This is a genomic window from Roseiflexus castenholzii DSM 13941 (assembly GCF_000017805.1).
Lineage (GTDB): Bacteria > Chloroflexota > Chloroflexia > Chloroflexales > Roseiflexaceae > Roseiflexus > Roseiflexus castenholzii.
In genome coordinates, this window is the sequence record NC_009767.1 from 5,679,782 (window position 1) to 5,697,210 (window position 17,429).

Annotated in this window: 9 protein-coding genes; 3 read left to right on the forward strand and 6 right to left on the reverse strand. The window is 61.8% G+C overall.

Annotated features, from left to right (window positions below):
- The first annotated feature begins 332 nt into the window (after positions 1–332).
- The gene (locus RCAS_RS22895; protein WP_012122857.1) at positions 333–2,060 is read left to right on the forward strand and encodes a transposase; all 1,728 of its coding nucleotides are present in this window, start codon (positions 333–335) and stop codon (positions 2,058–2,060) included.
- A 406-nt stretch (positions 2,061–2,466) separates the two neighbouring features.
- Here the strand turns inward: RCAS_RS22895 and RCAS_RS22900 are convergent, their stop codons facing one another.
- The 3 genes from RCAS_RS22900 to RCAS_RS22910 all read right to left on the reverse strand — a co-directional run bounded on the left by RCAS_RS22900 (position 2,467) and on the right by RCAS_RS22910 (position 7,836).
- Positions 2,467–3,771, reverse strand: coding sequence for an MFS transporter (locus tag RCAS_RS22900; protein WP_012122858.1), 1,305 nt, complete (start codon positions 3,769–3,771; stop codon positions 2,467–2,469).
- Positions 3,772–4,893: 1,122 nt separating this feature from the next.
- Positions 4,894–5,865: an aldo/keto reductase gene (locus tag RCAS_RS22905; protein WP_012122859.1), complete on the reverse strand. Its 972-nt coding sequence runs from the start codon at positions 5,863–5,865 to the stop codon at positions 4,894–4,896.
- Positions 5,866–6,582: 717 nt separating this feature from the next.
- Positions 6,583–7,836 (reverse strand): DUF418 domain-containing protein, encoded by a 1,254-nt coding sequence (locus RCAS_RS22910; RefSeq protein WP_012122860.1) that lies wholly within the window; start codon positions 7,834–7,836, stop codon positions 6,583–6,585.
- 724 nt (positions 7,837–8,560) lie between these two features.
- Between RCAS_RS22910 and RCAS_RS22915 the strand changes: the two genes are divergently transcribed.
- Together RCAS_RS22915 and RCAS_RS22920 are read left to right on the forward strand one after the other, a co-directional pair.
- Positions 8,561–11,728 carry an ATP-binding protein gene (locus RCAS_RS22915; RefSeq protein ID WP_012122861.1) on the forward strand — a complete coding sequence of 1,056 codons (3,168 nt, stop codon included), beginning with the start codon at positions 8,561–8,563 and terminating at the stop codon, positions 11,726–11,728.
- Positions 11,729–11,868: 140 nt separating this feature from the next.
- A complete protein-coding gene (locus RCAS_RS22920; protein WP_012122862.1) occupies positions 11,869–12,435 on the forward strand; it encodes a YceI family protein in 567 nt (188 codons plus the stop codon).
- Here the strand turns inward: RCAS_RS22920 and RCAS_RS22925 are convergent.
- From RCAS_RS22925 to RCAS_RS22935, 3 genes are all read right to left on the reverse strand, one after another.
- Positions 12,383–14,461, reverse strand: coding sequence for a hydantoinase/oxoprolinase family protein (locus RCAS_RS22925; protein WP_012122863.1), 2,079 nt, complete (start codon positions 14,459–14,461; stop codon positions 12,383–12,385). The two genes, RCAS_RS22920 and RCAS_RS22925, sit on opposite strands and share 53 nt — an antisense overlap.
- Positions 14,461–16,323 carry a TolB family protein gene (locus RCAS_RS22930; protein WP_012122864.1) on the reverse strand — a complete coding sequence of 621 codons (1,863 nt, stop codon included), beginning with the start codon at positions 16,321–16,323 and terminating at the stop codon, positions 14,461–14,463. The genes RCAS_RS22925 and RCAS_RS22930 overlap by 1 nt, the downstream gene beginning before the upstream one ends.
- Positions 16,324–16,669: 346 nt before the next feature.
- On the reverse strand, positions 16,670–17,365 hold the full coding sequence (locus RCAS_RS22935) for a LuxR C-terminal-related transcriptional regulator (RefSeq protein WP_012122865.1): 696 nt from the start codon (positions 17,363–17,365) through the stop codon (positions 16,670–16,672).
- Positions 17,366–17,429: the final 64 nt, after the last annotated feature.

Below are 17,429 nucleotides of genomic sequence, written 5' to 3' on the forward strand. Positions count from 1 at the left end.
CGACATACATACCTGTGCCGCCAGGCGGCGCTGCGGGCTCATGAAGATCAAGAATTAAATCCGGTAAATCTGCGCCGTCAGGTTGCGCATTCGCGGAACTGCGGGCTAAAGCCCTCGCTGAGTTCGTGAAAGCCCCTTTGGGGCTTCAATGTCCTGAGCAAGGGCTTTAGCCCGCAGCTCATAGAATGAGCGATTCGGCAGACAGGTATACCAGATTCATTATCTTAATTCTGACTCCACTGCAAAAACGAGAAGACAAAACTGCTCCGAATACCCTCCTCAAAACGGGCAAATCTTAATATCATCCAGCCAACCCCTTTGAGGAGAAAACCATGTTCCGCAAAAACACCCGTCACTGGCAAATTCCGCTCACCAGCCATGTGGATGAACTGCCCGAACCGCTGCGCCGCCGCCTGGAGAACTCCTGGGCCGGCACCTTCTACCGCGAATTCTTCTCCCGTCTGGACGAAGGCCCCTTTGCCGTGTTGTACAGCGACCTGATTTCACGTCCCAACGTGCCGGTGAATGTGCTGGTCGGGCTGGAATTTCTCAAAGCCGCCAACGGCTGGACGGATGAAGAGATGTACGATCACTTCTGTTATGACGTCCAGGTGCGCTATGCCCTGGGCTACCGCCAATTGAGCGAAGGCTGCTTCGACTTGCGCACGCTGTATTATTTTCGAGAACGGCTGGCACAACATGCCCAGGAGACGGGCGAAAACCTGCTGGAACGCGCCTTTGAGCAAGTGACGGGCGAACAGCTGCGCGCCTTCTCCATCAAGAGCGGTAAACAACGCATGGACAGCACCCTGCTGGCCTCCAACATCCGCCAGATGGGGCGCATCCAGCTGCTGGTGACAGTGCTGCAGCGCGTCTGGCGCATGCTCAGCGAAGCAGACCAGCAGCGCTATGCCCAACGCTTCGAGCGATACACCAAAGGCCACCCCGGGCAGTATATCTATCGGCTGAAGAAGGAAGAGTGGCCGGAGCATCTGCAGCGCATCGGGGAAGACATGCGCACCCTGTTGCAGGAACTGCAGGCCGCCTACGGAGAACAGCCGACCTATGCGGTGCTGGCGCGGGTGTTTGCCGAGCATTTCCGCCTGGAGAAGGAGAAACTACAGGTCAAAGAAGCCAGCGAATTGAGCGCCCGCAGCCTGCAATCGCCGGACGACCTGGAAGCCACCTACCGCGAAAAGCACGGCAAATCTTCACGCGGGTATGTGGTCAACCTCACCGAAACCTGCGACCCGGACAACCCGCTGCAACTGGTGACCAAAATCCAGGTCGCGCCCAATGTCACCGATGACAGCGCCCTGCTGGCCGAAGCCTTGCCCGACCTGAAGGAACGCACCGGGCTGGAAGAACTCTACACCGATGGCGCCTACGGCAGCGCCGAGAACGATAAGCGTTTGGCTGAACAGGAGGTGACGCTGATCCAGAGCGCCATCCGCGGGCGCAAGCGAAAGGAAGAGCGGCTGTACCTGGATGATTTTACGCTGCCAGGCGACACTCACAACGGAGCGCTGAACCTGACCTGTCCACACGCTCAGCAAGCGCCCGTGAGAGGCGCCAAACAGGGCAAATCGTATCGCGCCACCTTTGACGCGCAGGTTTGTGGGAACTGTCCCTTGCAGCCCCGGTGTCCGGTGCAGCCTCGCAAAAATGGAGAAGCTGTACTGCTCTTCACGGAGGAAGACTTGCGCCGGGCGCAGCGGCGGCGCAGGATGCGTCAGGCGGACTCGGGAGAACGGAACCTGCGTTCTGCCACTGAAGCGAGCATCCGCAGTCTCAAGCATCCCTTCCCGGCGGGCAAGTTACCGGTACGGGGACGTTTTCGAGCCGCCTGTCTGCTGATTGGTTCCGCCGCCGTGATGACCGTGCGGCGGATACACCGTTACCTGCAGAGCCAGATAGCAGGAAATCGGCCAGGAGAGCAGGCAAAAAGGATGACAAAACGCCTGGCAGAACAGGCGGAACATGTTTTTTTTTTTGGCCGGACGCTTTTGCAGGCCTTTGGACTTTACCGCCGAATCAACAGCCCGGTTTTGACCTGGTAAGGTTCAGATTTTTGCAGAGGAGTCAGAATTAAATCCGGTAAATCTGCGCCGTCAGGTTGCGCATTCGCGGCACTGCGGGCTAAAGCCTTCGCTGAGTTCGTGAAAGCCCCTTTGGGGCTTCAATGTCCTGAGCAAGGGCTTTAGCCCGCAGCTCATAGAATGAGCGATTCGGCAGACAGGTATACCAGATTCATTATCTTAATTCTCATAAGCCCTCGCTCAGTGAGTGGAAGCCCCGGAGAAGATTTCAGAATATCAGCAGGGTTTCAAGCGCCCCAGTAATACCGGCGTTATTTTTTAACCTTCATCATCCCAGCGCTGGAATGCGACCCGATCATTCGCACCCGAACCCATAACACCTTTTGGGTATACGTACTACAGGGCGCAAAGAGTTTTCCGGCAGACTTTAAGGGCGCTCTTTCCCAAAAAACCACCATGTGACAGCAACCGAGAGTGCATACAGGATCGCTGTTGCGACGAACAGCGGACCAAAGCCATACCGTTCCTGAACAAAAGTGCTGATCAAGGGAGCAATGAGAAACCCGATGCTGTACGCTGCTCCCAGCAGACCGATCATGAACGGACGCGCACTTTCCTCAGTCTGTTCCATCGCATAGGCGTCGTAGAGCGGCGATGCCATATTGGATGCCATCACCCGCGCCAGCGCCGCCGCAATTGCGAGCCACAGATCCGACGCCGCTCCCAGGATCAGCAGCAACGGCACGCCGATAGCGCGGGTCACCGCCACGGTGCGCATCTTCCCCAGCCGCGCCGCCAGCGCCGGACCGGTCAATGACGCCAGACCGGTCGCCACATCGAATCCGGCGAAGAGTACGCCGAGCGCGCGATTGTCGAGGCCAAACCGTTCGCGGAAGTAGAGGTTGAGGTAAGGGATGAGCAACGCCGCGCCCCACGAGATCAGGAACGGCGGCAGCAGCAGTTTCGCCACAAACGCTGGCTTGCGCAACAAAGCGCGTAGTGGCGTCGGAAGACGCCAGAACCATGGTTGGGCAACCAACAGCCAGGAGGGAAGACCACCGAAGAACGATCCTGTACCCGAAGGTGAGGCGCCGCTTTCAGGCAAGGGTGACTCTGGCGCTCGTTCCGGTTCACGAATCAGGAACAACGGTGGAAGCGATGCCAGTACCCCAATCCCGGCGATCGCAAAAACGGCGCGATAGGTCGCGCCACTGTCGGCGGGAGCGCCAAGCACGTGACTCAGCGTATCGGCGATGAACCCTGCGCCCAGGTTGCCGATGCCGCTCAACCCAACGGCGACTGCGGCGCTGGCGCTGAACAGATCATCGCGAGTGGCGTCGTTGCTGAGGCGCATCATGAGAGGTGCAGCAGTCACCTGCATCAGCACGGACGCCATTCCCATCAGAGCGGCAGAACAGATGAGCAGCGCCGCCTGCGGAAAAGCGGCGAACAACAGAATGCCGGCGGCATACAACGCCACCGACGTTATGATCGCAGCGCGCAATCCCAGGCGCTGCACGCCCAACCAGAGCGGCAAGCTCAACAGCGCCGCAACCGCCTGTGTGACTGTTTGCAGGATGCCAAGGAAGCCACGGGAATAACCGAGCGCCAGCACCGCCAGATTGTAGTACAGCCCCACCACCGAAAGGCTGAGCGTAAGGATCGCCAGGTGCAGAAGATAGCGACGCGCGTCGGTTTTCAGTGCGCGCCAGCGTTCGATAATGTGGTGCATGCAATGTTTCTATGTGGGCGCCGCTCACCTCGCGCCTCGCCCCTCGCCCCTCGCGCCTCGCGCCTCGCCCCTCGCCCCTCGCCACCAATGCGAGATAAATCTCGCGCTACGCCTTGGTCGGGACCCTCTTGCCTCGCCCCTCGCCCCTCGCCCCTCGCCACCAATGCGAGATAAATCTCGCGCTACGCCTTGGTCGGGACCCTCGCCCCTCGCGCCTCGCGCCTCGCCCCTCGCCCCTCGCCACCAATGCGAGATAAATCTCGCGCTACGCCTTGGTCGGGACCCTCTTGCCTCGCCCCTCGCGCCTCGCCCCTCGCGCCTCTTGCCCCGCCTCGCCCCTCGCCACCAATGCGAGATACATCTCGCGCTACGCCATGGTCGGGACCCTCGCCCCTCGCGCCTCGCCCCTCGCCCCTCGCCACCAATGCGAGATAAATCTCGCGCTACGCCTTGGTCGGGACCCTCGCCCCTCGCGCCTCGCCCCTCGCCCCTCGCCCCTCGCCACCAATGCGAGATAAATCTCGCGCTACGCCTTGGTCGGGACCCTCGCCCCTCGCGCCTCGCGCCTCGCCCCTCGCCACCAAATGGTCAGGACCCTCGCCCCTCGCGCCTCGCCCCTCGCGCCTCTTGCCCCGCCTCGCCCCTCGCCACCAATGCGAGATACATCTCGCGCTACGCCATGGTCGGGACCCTCTTGCCTCGCCCCTCGCGCCTCGCCCCTCGCGCCTCTTGCCCCGCCTCGCCCCTCGCCACCAATGCGAGATACATCTCGCGCTACGCTATGATAAGTCTCGCGCTACGCCATGGTCGGGACCCTCGCCCCTCGCGCCTCGCCCCTCGCGCCTCTTGCCCCGCCTCGCCCCTCGCCACCAATGCGAGATACATCTCGCGCTACGCCATAATAAGTCTCGCGCTACGCCATGGTCGGGCGCCGCTCCCCTCGCGCCTCTCCACCAATGCGAGATACATCTCGCGCTACGCTATGATAAGTCTCGCGCTACGCCATGGTCGGGCGCCGCTCCCCTCGCGCCTCTCCACCAATGCGAGATACATCTCGCGCTACGCTATGATAAGTCTCGCGCTACGCCATGGTCGGGCGCCGCTCCCCTCGCGCCTCTCCCCTCACTTGAACCGATGCTCCTCCGGGTCGTTCGTGTCGAACCCCACGGCATCAAGGCGCTGCCAGAGGTCGTCGGGAATTGGGACGCGCGCCAGGTCCAGGGTGGCGGCGATGCGTTCTGGCTTACTGACGCCGACAACGGTCGAGGTGATGCGCGGATCGCGCAAGGAAAACTGCAATGCCGCAGCCGCCAGCGGAACACCATACTCCTGGCAGACCGCCGCCATAGCGCGCACCCGCTCAACAAGCGCCGGTGGCGCGTCCTGATAGGCGTAGCGCGCGTAAGCGTCCGGTCCTTTGGCGAGAATACCACTGCCATATGGTGCTGCATTCACTACCGCGACACCCCGACTGACTGCCACATCGAGGAGCGGTTCTGCCGAGCGGTTCAGCAGGGTATAGCGGTTATGCGTCTCAACTGCCATAAATGCGCCGGTTTCGACATAACGAATGAGCATGTCAATCGGACCGCCGGAAATGCCGATATGCGCGATGATCCCTTCTGCCTGGAACCGCTGCAAGACCTCCAATGGTCCGCCTTTGCCCATAACATTCTCGAACGTCGTATGCTCCGGGTCGTGGATGTACACAAACTGCAGGCGATCCAGACCCAACAACGTCAGGCTACGCTCGACCGAGCGCCTGATCTGGTCGCCGCTAAAATCGCCGGTTGCCGCATCACGGTCGGCTTTCGTTGCCAGCACAACGCCATCTGGCAACCCGCCAATCATTGCGAGGACCTTGCCGATCCGGCGTTCACTCTCACCATCGCCGTAGATCGCGGCAGTGTCGAAAAAATTGATCGGACTGCGGAAGGCTTCGAGCAGGGTTGCAATTGCCTGATCCTCGGCAACGCTGTAAGCGAACGTTTCGGGCATATTGCCGAGCGGTGCGCACCCGACACAGAGCGGCGTCACCTGAAACCCGGTGCGACCCAATGGACGACGTGGCAGAGACAGTGGTATGTCGATCATGGCAGAAACCCCGTTAGTTATGGAGAAGAAGTATTGAGGCGGATTATCGCAAGGGATAGGGCAGGTGTCAAACGAAGCGCGCTACGCCGGCAACTTGGGACACGGATGGGCGCGGATGCGACGGATTTTTACGGATTGGGCAATAATGCCCCCTCAGCGATCCGTGCCCATCCGTCTTGATCCGTGGCGATCCGTGTGCCATCGCCCGTACCCGCTATGATCTGGCATGATAGGACACGGATGGGCGCGGATGCGACGGATTTTTACGGATTGGGCAATAATGCCCCCTCAGCGATCCGTGCCCATCCGTCTTGATCCGTGGCGATCCGTGTGCCATCACCCGCCCCGCCGACAACTTGGGACACGGATGGGCGCGGATGCGACGGATTTTTACGGATTGGGCAATAATGCCCCCTCAACGATCCGTGCCCATCCGTCTTGATCCGTGGCGATCCGTGTGCCATCACCCGTACTCGCTATGATCTAGCATGATAGGACGCGGATGTGCGCGGATGCGACGGATTTTTACGGATTGGGCAATAATGCTCCCTCAGCGATCCGTGCCCATCCGTCTTGATCCGTGGCGATCCGTGTGCCATCACCCGCCCCGTGGCGATCCGCGTGCCATCATCCGCCCCGTGGCGATCCGTGTGCCATCACCCCGCACCACCACCCAGGAGTGGATATGTCGCACCTCCCCTTTTGCTCGTCAAACAATCACGCCGCCAACTGACGCGTCTTCGCCATAGTCTGCGGCGCGCCATAGGTCAGGCTGCGCCAGACCCACTCCAGCGGACCAAACCGGAAGCGCTTCAGCCAGAAGACGCTGATAACCAGTTGGACCAGCCAGATGGTCAGGCTAATCAGCAGCCCGGCGAACGCACCCACCTGACCGAACAGCCCCAATCCGTAACTGTAGAAGATGAGCGTGCAGACAATCGATTGTGCGATGTAGTTGCTCAACGCCATTCGTCCTGCGGCTGCCAGAGGTTCCAGGCGGCGATGCCAGGCTTCCCGGCGGGTCAGCGCCACGAATGCCGCCATGTAACCGTAACTCAGCACTGGACCAAAGATAAGCAGAAGGACCGACGGCAATCCCGCCAGCGGCGATGTCATATCCACCGTCCACATCAGCCAGGTCAGCGCGAAATTGGCGACCAACCCCACGACCAGGCACACCCTCCCGGCTGGCAGGCGACGCTCGTTTGCCGGCAACTGCATCAGGCGCTGGAGCACCTGGCGCTTGCCGGCATACATGCCGATCAGAAAGATTGCCAGGATCTGGAGGACATTTCCGCTCAAGAAGAAGAATACCAGGACGATCAGCCACTCAATGGCGCGCCAGGCAAAGATTTGCCCCCACGATCCCCGCGCATAGGTCTCGATAGCCTGCCGCTCCAGATCGCGCACGAGCGTCATGACCTCGTCCATGCCGCTTGCATTGGTTGGAGCAAGACCTGCCACCAGAATGCCCAGAACGATGAGGCCTGCGCTCAAGATGATCGGTATGGCGATCAGCGCGCTCGCCCAGATGAGAAGCGTTCGCGGTTGCGCCTTGCGAAACAGCAGGGCAACCAGACCAACCAGCGCATAGATGAACAGAATATCGCCATTCCAGATCAGCAGGGCATGCGCCAGGCCAAATCCCATTAACACCAACAACCGGCGGACCATAAAGCGCGCCGGGGCGCCACCGGCTTCCTGCACGCGCTCCATCTGTAACCACATCCCCAACCCAAAAAGGAAGGAGAAGAGCGGGTAGAACTTGCCCGTCGCCAGTGCATGGGTAAGAAACTCAACGGCATGGTCGAATGTGCTTTCTCCGCGTGGCGTTCCGGTGAATGCTGCAATGAACGGAAAACTGAAGATGCCCATGTTGACGATCAGGATACCCAACAGCGCAAATCCGCGCAGGATGTCGAGCAGGTCGATTCGCTCACGTGCTGTGGTTGGCGCTATTGCGTGCGACATATTATCACCTTCCCTCTCTATGCCTGGCATCGATAAGACGTTCAAACTTGCCCTTTTGTGGCACTCTCCGGCGCAGACCTCAAAGGTCGCCACGTTCTTGTTGAAACCCTTCACACCACCGCATCGGATACGAATCAACGCGAAGAAACAACAGGCAACATGGCGCCATTGAACCAGAACGGCGCTCCCTTCCAGCCCGCAACGTTCCACCCTCGCGCCTCGCGCTCTGGTTCACCTTCCTGTACGCCATAGCACGGCAACGGGCACGCTGGCGCGACGTTGCCGTGCAACATATCTGCCTGTTCCCTTTCACCCCTCACCCCTAATACCAATGACGATTGAAGATGCCGAATGCTGGTCATTCCGAGCGCAGCGACTTGTCATTCCGAGCGCAGCGAGGAATCTAAGCGGGTCGCGCACGACCCCTCGCGCTGCTCGGGGTGACAATGCCGGATGGTCACAGGTAAATTGGTATAACCCTTCAAGTGCGGACCGCGCGCATGCGTATAGCAGGCAGACATGGCGTTTGATGTCAGGGAATGCGTTGTTTTTCTCTCACCCCCACCCCTCTCCCGCGCGCGGCGGACCCCCCGCGTCGGGGGACAGGGGGGCTTGCCCCGCGCGCGAGACCGTCCCACGGCGGGAGTGCCGGTGTTCGTTCGGGTATTCTGTCCGCCCTTAAACCTCTCACCCCTGGTATAATGCACACTCTGCTGGAGGCGTTATGCTCACCATTCTCCTTCTCGGTCCGCCGCAGATCCTGTCCGATGGCATCCCGGTAACGGTGTCGCGCCGTCGTGCGCGGGCGCTGGTCTACTATCTGGCAGCGCAGGACAAACCGGTTCACCGCGAGCGCTTGATCGACCTGTTCTGGCACGACCACGACCACGCTGCTGCCCGACAGTTGCTCCGCACCACGCTCCACAGCGTGCGACGGGTGCTTGGATCGGCTGTCGAAGGTGATGAGGAAGTTACTCTCGCCCTCGATGCCGACGTAGACTATCGCGCACTGGTCACTGCCGTCACTGCGCCCATCGGCAATGAGTCGATACTGTCCGCCGCGCTGGAGCGCTACCGTGATGATCTGCTGACCGGTTTCACCCTTCCCGATGCTCCGCTATTTGCCGATTGGCTCGAAGCAGAGCGAGAGCGGGCGCGTTTGCTGGCGATGCGGGGATATACACACCTGGCGCGCATCGCCGAAATGCGCGGCGATCTTGCTGCGGCGCTGACGGCGCTCGACCGCGCGCTGACGTTCGATCCGCTCCAGGAAGACCTGCAACGCGAAATAATGCGCCTGCATTACCTGTCAGGCGATCGGGTCGGCGCCATCCGGCGCTACGAGAACCTGCGCGATCTGCTCGACGCCGAATTGGGTGTGCCGCCGATGCGTGAGACCCGCGAACTCTACGATGCGATCGTGACCGATCGCCTGCTCGATAGTGCATCGACGCAGTATCGCAGTCTTGAGAGTGAACGGTATAAGCAGCGGAACGTGTCGAGCAATCGTCCACCGCCAGCGCGTCACACCCTGCCGTCCCTGCTGCCATTCATTGGACGGTCGGCGGAGATGGAAGCGATCGAGATGGTTGGTGCGGGACGGCTTATGCTGATTGAAGGTGAAACCGGGATCGGCAAGACCCGTCTGGCGTTCGAGGCGCTGGAACGACATACAGCGCGGGGCGGATTGACCCTTATCGCGGCTGCGCGCGAACTGGAGCAGGGATTGCCCTACCGACCATGGATCGACCTGTTGCGTGATCTGCTGGCGCGTCCCAACTGGCATATGCTGCGCGCACACCTCAATCTCGATCCACTCTGGTTCGGCGAGGCGGCGCGGCTGTTGCCGGAACTGGCGCCTGGATCATCGGCGACGACACAGGCGGACGAAGCGCGCCTGTGGGAAGGAGTGACACGGTTGTTGATTGCGCTGGCGAGTCTGAAGCCGCTCATGTTGCTCTTCGACGATCTCCATTGGGCGGACGCAAGCAGTCTTGGTCTGCTGGGATATGTGGTGCGGCGGGCTGAGGAAGCGTCGGTTCGCCTGATTGCAACTGCGCGCACGACGGATCATCAGGCGGCGCTCCGTATCTTGCTGAATGCGCTGACCCGTGAGGGGCGTCTGGAACGCATACTGCTGCGCCGTCTGAGTACGACTGACACCGAAGCGCTGGCGCGCGCGCTGAGTCCCGATGATGCCGCGCGATTGGCTTCCTGGCTCTATCGTAATACCGAAGGCAATCCTTTCGTTATTGCCGAATTGGTGCGCCACGCCCGCACCACCGGGTTGCTGTCCGCCGATGGGCGATTGAGTCCGGTTCTGCCCGATGAACCGGTTGTGCCTGTGTCGGTATATGGTCTAATCCAGTCACAATTGGCGCGTCTTTCCGACGAAGCGCGCCGGGTACTCGACACGGCAGCGACAGTCGGGCGGGTCTTTTCATTTGATGTCGTGGCGCGCGCAGCGGCGCTTTCCGAAGAGGCGGCGCTCGACGCACTCGATGAACTGCGCGCTGCCCGCCTCATCGAGCCGTTAGCCAATGGTCGTTTTCAGTTCGACCATAGTTTGACGATGGAGGTCGCGTACCGCGAGATGGGTGAGCCGCGCCATCGGGCGCTGCACCGGCGCGTCGCCGAGGCGCTCGAAGCGCTCAACCGCGACTGTCTGGATGATGTGGCAGGATTGATCGCCTGGCATTTTGCCGAAGGCGGGGTTCCTGAGCGCGCGGCGACCTACGCGGTGCGCGCCGGTCGCCGCGCGGCGCGCGTCGCCGCCTGGACGGAAGCGATTGCGTTTTACGAACAGGCGCTGGCAGGTTTAGGGGCTTCACAGCGGTTCGATGCGCTGATGAACCTGGGAGAAGCGTTAGTGATGGGCGGGAAAGCGGCGCAGGCAGCGGAACGGTTCCGCGAAAGCCTGGCGCTGGCGCGCACTCCTGCGGAAGCGCGTCGGGCGCGGTTGAGTCTGGCGCGCGCACTGGCGCCTCAGGGACGGTACGCTGAAATGATCGAAGCAGTGCGCGGGTTGGAACAACGTGGTGATCTCCGTGATCGGATCACGGCACTGTTCCTGTGGGGCACAGCGCTATCGCTCGAAGGGTCCGATCTGATCGGTGCGGCGCTCCGGTTGCGTGAAGCGGCGCGTCTGATTCTGGCGCAACCCGCGCCCGATCCCATCGCGCTAGCGCAGGTGCGCTTCGAACTCGGCAGCGTGGCGGCTCAGCAGGGCGACCTGTCCGCCGCAGTCGCCTCCTACCGCGAGGCGCTGGCAGCCACCGACAGCGCCACCGCGCATCCAGAAGCGCTCACATGGCGCATTCTGGCGTGCAACAACCTTGCCTATCATCTGCACCTGCAAGGGCGCCTGGACGAAGCCGAACACTGGCTGGACGAAGGTCTGCGCCTGGCGAATGAGTATGGCATGCTGGGGCTTCAACCATATCTGCTCTCGACCCAAGGCGAGATCGCGCTGGCGCGCGGCAACCTCGATGCGGCTGAGTCCAGTTTTCTGGCGGGACTGACCCTTGCCGAACGCATGGTCGTTTCTGAACGGGTGGCCGGCATCACCGCCAATCTCGGACTCGTCGCATTGCACCGCGGACACGCCACACTCGCTATTCACCACCTCTCGATAGCCCTGGCGCGCGCCGATACGCTGGGCACACGTCATCTCGCCGCACAGATCCGCATCTGGCTGGCGCCGCTCCTCCCGCCTGATGAAGCGCGCACCGTTCTCGCGCAGGCGCGCACCATCGCCGAAAGCGGCGGTCGTCGTCGTCTGCTAGCGGATATAGCCCGTGTGGAATACCAATTACGATTAAGGATGCCGCATGCTGGTCATTCCGAGCGCAGCGAGGAATCTGAGCGGGTTGCGCAAGACCCCTCGCTCTGATCAGGGTGACAATGCCGGATGGTCACAGGTAATTGGTAGAACACGCGCTGGCGCCGCGTTGACGCTCATGTTGACGCTCATGTTGATGCAGGAGTGCTACGCTGTGTTTGAACAATCTTTCAGCAACAGGAGCGTCTGGCATGGCTCAATGGATCATCGACGACAGTCATTCCCTCATTCAGTTTACCGTCCGTCATATGATGATTTCGAAAGTGCGCGGACGGTTCGACCGCTTCAGTGGCACAATTACGGCAGATGAGCAGAATCCTGCCAACTCGTCGGTGTATGTTCAAATCGAAGCCGCCAGCATCAACACACGCGATGCAAGGCGCGACGGACATCTGACATCGCCGGATTTCCTCGATGTCGCCCATTATCCCCATATCACGTTCGTCAGCAAGCGTATTGAAGTGCTGGACGAGTCGCGCGGGCGGATGGTTGGTGATCTGACCATCCGCGGCGTGACCCACGAGGTAACGCTCGATGTCGAATACAACGGTCAGGCGCGCTCGCCCTGGGGCACGGTCAGCGCCGGCTTCCATGCCAGCACGACGATCAACCGCAAGGACTGGGGACTGACCTGGAATATGGCGCTGGAGACCGGCGGAGTGCTGGTCGGCGACGAGGTGGAGATCGATATCGAAGTTGAGTTGATCAGGCAGGAGGAACAGCCGACGGAGACAGTCGAGGCGACAGCGGCGTCATAATCAGGTTGAGGTCTGCATCCACGACGACACGCCATCCCGGCGGCGCAATGGTTGTGGCATCGAACTGCGCAATGATCGCCGGTCCGTCGATTGCGTCGCCGGGACGCAGGTCGTCGCGTTCGTACAGTGGTGCAGGTTCGAGTGCTGCGGTGTCGCCGTTCAACGCCGCCTGCACCACGGTGCGCGGCATCAATGGCGACGCGCGCGGCGGCAACTCCTCCGGCGCGAAGTCGATGGCGCTGCGCGGGCTGACGGCACGCACCCGCAGCGTAACGGCTTCGATGCGTCGCTCACGCATGGCATGCCCGTAGCGCCGCTCGTGCAGCGCATGAAACCGTTCTGCCAGGTCTGTCAGCGGCGTCGGCGACTTTTCCCAACCGCTCTCCAGCGATGTGGGAAGTTCATACGATTGTCCAGCATAGCGCAGATCAAGCACGCACTCGATCCGGCAGCCATTGAGGTCCTCGCCGTCGGCTGCAAGCGCCGCCAGTGCCTCGTCTGCAAGCGCGGCGATGTGCACGGCGAGGGTTGTGGTATCGAGCGCGTCGAGGGTTGTCAGCAACGCCCGGCTACTCTCGCGGGTGACATCGGCGGCGATCATGCCAAGCGCCGAGAGCACCCCCGGATAGCGCGGTATGAGCACCGTGCGGATGCCGAGCGCAGCCGCCAGATGCGCCGCATGCAGCGGTCCGGCGCCGCCAAACGCCACCAGCGCGCAATCACGCGGATCGTCGCCGCGCTCGACCGAAATCGCCCGAATGGCGCGCTCCATCAGCGCATTGGCGATGCGCACTACACCGAGTGCAGCGCGCTGTTCATCATCGGGGCTTTGTGCACCGAACAGATCATGCGCCAGCGTTATGAACGCCATGCGCGCCCGCTCGACATCAAGCGTCATGTGCCCGCCCAGGAAATAATCCGCCTGCAAGCGCCCCAAGAGCAGGTTTGCATCCGTCACGGTTGGCAGCGTTCCTCGTCCATAGCACGCCGGTCCCGGATCGGCGCCGGCGCTCTGCGGACCAACGCGCAGCGCGCCGCCAGCATCGATCCGGGCAAGAGAGCCGCCTCCCGCACCCACCGTGTGAATGTCCAGACTCGGCAGGCGCACCGGAAGACCGCCGACTTGCGACTCAGATGTGTGCGGCAGCGTCCCGTCCACCAGCGCGACATCGGTGGACGTTCCCCCCATATCGAACGTAATGATCCGATTGAAACCAGCGCGCCGTGCAACCGCATATGCACCCACAACACCACCAGCTGGACCGGAAAGGGTCGCGCGCGCCGCCAATTCGCGAGCCGTCACCAGCCCCATGCTCCCACCATCGGACGCCATGATGCGGATGGAGCGCACGCCCCGATCCCTCAACGCCGGACCGAGGCGATCCAGGTAGCGCCCAAGAATGGGACTGACATACGCATTGACGACGGTGGTGCTGGTGCGCTCGTACTCGCGCGGTTCCGGCAAAACGCGGTGCGAGGCGAAGATGAACAGGGAGCGCTGCGACGTGCGCGCCGCCCGGTCGAGCGCTGCTATCACCTGATCCTCATGGGATGGATTGGCATAACTGTGGAGCAGGCAGATCGCAACCGATTCGACAGGGTGCTCCCCGATCCAGGCGACCAGGCGCGCCAGTTCGCTGTCGTCGAGCGGAGTCAGCACACTACCATCAGGCAGCATGCGCTCGATCAGTTCGAAGCGCCAGGCTTCAGGAACCGGCGGATCGAGCCGTGTCACATTCAGGTCGTAGAGCGTTGGTCGGTTGCCGCGCCCGATCACCAGCACATCACCGAAGCCGCCGGTCGTCACTAGAGCAGTCGCGGCGCCGCGCCGTTCGAGCAGCGCATTGGTCGCCACCGTCGTGCCATGAACGATGGTTGCCGGCGCGCCGAGCGTATCAACGCCTTGAAGAAGCGCACACGCCGGGTCATCGGGCGTCGAGAGCGTTTTGTAGATGCGCACCCGCCCATTGCGGAGCAACACAAAGTCGGTGAACGTGCCGCCAATATCGATGCCAAGGATGTCCATCACGGCGCCAGAGCAGTAATTGCGCGTCTGGTTTCCACCAGACGCGTGCGCGTATTGCCCGCCAGGTCCCAGTACCAGAGCGCAGCCGGATCATCCGGCGCAACACGGAGCGGACCTCCCGGTCCCCCCGGCAGGCGGTCGAAGGTCACATACGCCAGTGCATTCTGATGAACGGTGAAGACCCCCAGATCGCCGGTTGCGATTCCAGCGGCGATCACCCGGTCGCCGCCATCGGCGCTACGCACGTGTAGTGTGTACTCATACACCGCGTCGCTGGCGCACGCCGTCGAAAGATAGTAGAGCGCGCCATCGGCGCTCCAGGCGACGGGACGATTCCAGAACCCGGCTGCAATCGGACTGAGACGTTCAATCTCAGCACCCGACCGGTTCAGGATGAGCAGATCGGCGCCGCTGCCATCGATACGGAATGCCTCGACAGCAATAGCCCTGCCATCGGGTGCTGCTATGAGGCGACCAAAGCCATCGTATCGCGCGCTGCGCTGCCCGCCCGTTCCCGATACCAGCAGCGCCATGCCAATATCGAGTTCAGTGCCATCGGATTCGCGCAGGAACAGCGTCCTCCGTCCGTCTTCGGCGGTCGCAGCGTACACTAGGCGCGCATCATCGAGCCATTGCGGTGCGTAACGACTCCACTCATCGCCAGAGGGCGTCAACGCCACGGCTGGAGCACCGGGGAAGACCTGCACCGAAAAAATACGCAGTTGTGGCGGCGCACCCCCCGACTCATCAACTGCATAGGCGATAGTTGTGCCATCCGGCGACAGAACCGGATCGGCGCATGAGCGTCCGCGCGGCGGTGGCGACAACTGACGGATCGAACCGCTATCCAGCTCCAGTACCCACAGGGTTGAAGCGGCAGTGACATCAGCCGCAACTGCGCCCGGCGCGGTTGCGCAAAAGGCAAGCAACGGCGCGTTTGGGCGCGTGGTCAGCGCCGTCACATCGCCGAACTGCCCCGCGCGGAGGCGTTCGGTCAGATTCTCCGGCGCGCCATTGCTGATGCGCCAGATATCACCGTCGGCAAGATAGAACATCGGCGCAACCGGCGCTGCCGGTGCGCCTGCGGGAATACGCAAAAGGTCGCTCGCCTGACTGACCGGTCCGCTCGTCGCCACATCGATGACCAGACGCAGCGGATTGTCTTCCAGGCGCAGACGGAACGGGAACGGTTGATCAACGCCGATAACCAACTGCGCTCCGGCAATCGCGCCAGGAGGCGCCCGGAATGCAGCCGCACGCATCACCTGCGTGCCGCTCAACGGGATGGTCGGCGTCGCAAGCGATGCGCGGAACGCATCATCACGCAGCCATCCATCGAGCTGAACTTCGATCAGATAGGCGCCGGTCACCTCGACCTCGCCAACCATCTGTGACGCAGCAGGGGCGCGTCGGCAGCGCGCCGAAGCGTGCGGCAGCACAGAGTCGGCAGGAACGTCGAGCGTCAATTCGAGCCGTTCAAAAAACGCATCAACTGTTGTGGTGATGGATGTCACCCGCATACTGAACCGTCCCCCGCCGGGATCACCCACCTGTTGATTGCACAGGCTAAACTGCGCCAGGATCGGATTAGGCGTTGGCGTGGGTGGCAGCGGCGTCGGCGTTGGCTCAGGAGTCGGCGTTGGCGGCGGTGGGGTCGGCGTCGGACCGGAAGTCGATGTTGCAGTTGGCGGCAATGGCGTCGGCGTATCAGTTGGCGGAACGGGCGTCGCCGTCGGTGTCGAGGCTTCGACCGTTTGAATTTCCCGGATACGCTCCTGTTCGGCGATCGAGAGTTGTTCACAGGCAGTGAGCGCCAACGCGACGAAGGGTATGATCAAGAGAGCGATGCGAATTCGGGTCATGTCGTCTCACCAGAATTCAGGGCGACGACGGGTCGCATGTGCGAGAACCGTGGGATTGTGGAATGACAATGATAGCAACGACACGCTACCCCACTCAGCATAACACGTTTACCGAAAAGCGCAACTCCGTCCTCGCCGCGCGCCTCCTGCAAGACTCTTGAGATCTGGCGAAGGACGAACGATGAGCAGCGCCCACGCCGCCAGCGGTATTCCACGGTCAAGACGGCGGCGCGGCAGACGGGTCAGGCACGGGCAACGTCCAACGTGGAACATAGACCACATATCACCGCCTTCCACGAGCGCCCATCAGGGACGCCCCGACGCGCGCATCTGGTGAAGAGCGCAACTAGGTCAGCGGATCCCCAGGGAGCGCAACTTTGATCCATCCGCGGCGCATCGCATAAACGACCGCCTGCGTGCGATCATTGACCGCCAGTTTGCGCAGGATCGACGAGATATGGTTTTTGACCGTCTGGTTGGAAATGTCGAGCACCTTCGCAATTTCTTTGTTGGTGCGCCCGGCGGCGACGAGTTCGAGCACCTGCAACTCACGCGGCGAGAGCGGCGAGTAGATGCTCTGCGTATCCTCTTCCGCCGCCATTTGACGAAAGGCGTTGAGCACCTGCGCCGCAACGTCAGGCGAGGAGAGCACCAGATCGTTGATCGGATAATTGCCGCGCCGCACCTGATGCAGCGTCTGCATCAGTTTTTCAGGAGCGATGTTGCGCGGTACGCAGGCAGCAATGCCGGCGCGGATGGCTTTGACCACCTCCTGACCATCCATCGTCGAACTGAGCAGGACGATGCGAATATGGGGATGCGAGCGTTTGATGGCACGCGCGACCTCGAGACCATTGACACCCGGCAGGTCCACCTCCATCACGACCATATCGGGGTCGAGCAGATCGACCACCTGAATCGCCTGTTGACCATTGCTTGCTTCACCGATCACGTGAAACTCGGTTGAATTCGCCAGGTGATGGCGCAACCCTTCACGAAATAGTGCGTGTGCGTTGACCAGCACAATCGAGGTTGAACTCACCCCGTCCTCCTCGCGTCGGGCGCTGAAGACGATACACGTACTCAAGCGCAACGCAACCTCCGCT

Excerpts from the sequence above, each read along its gene's own strand:
- RCAS_RS22900 (WP_012122858.1), bottom strand. The coding sequence starts at position 3,771 with ATGCACCACATTATCGAACGCTGGCGCGCACTGAAAACCGACGCGCGT.
- RCAS_RS22925 (WP_012122863.1), bottom strand. The coding sequence starts at position 14,461 with ATGGACATCCTTGGCATCGATATTGGCGGCACGTTCACCGACTTTGTG.
- RCAS_RS22910 (WP_012122860.1), bottom strand. The coding sequence starts at position 7,836 with ATGTCGCACGCAATAGCGCCAACCACAGCACGTGAGCGAATCGACCTG.
- RCAS_RS22905 (WP_012122859.1), bottom strand. The coding sequence starts at position 5,865 with ATGATCGACATACCACTGTCTCTGCCACGTCGTCCATTGGGTCGCACC.
- RCAS_RS22895 (WP_012122857.1), top strand. The coding sequence starts at position 333 with ATGTTCCGCAAAAACACCCGTCACTGGCAAATTCCGCTCACCAGCCAT.
- RCAS_RS22920 (WP_012122862.1), top strand. The coding sequence starts at position 11,869 with ATGGCTCAATGGATCATCGACGACAGTCATTCCCTCATTCAGTTTACC.
- RCAS_RS22915 (WP_012122861.1), top strand. The coding sequence starts at position 8,561 with ATGCTCACCATTCTCCTTCTCGGTCCGCCGCAGATCCTGTCCGATGGC.
- RCAS_RS22930 (WP_012122864.1), bottom strand. The coding sequence starts at position 16,323 with ATGACCCGAATTCGCATCGCTCTCTTGATCATACCCTTCGTCGCGTTG.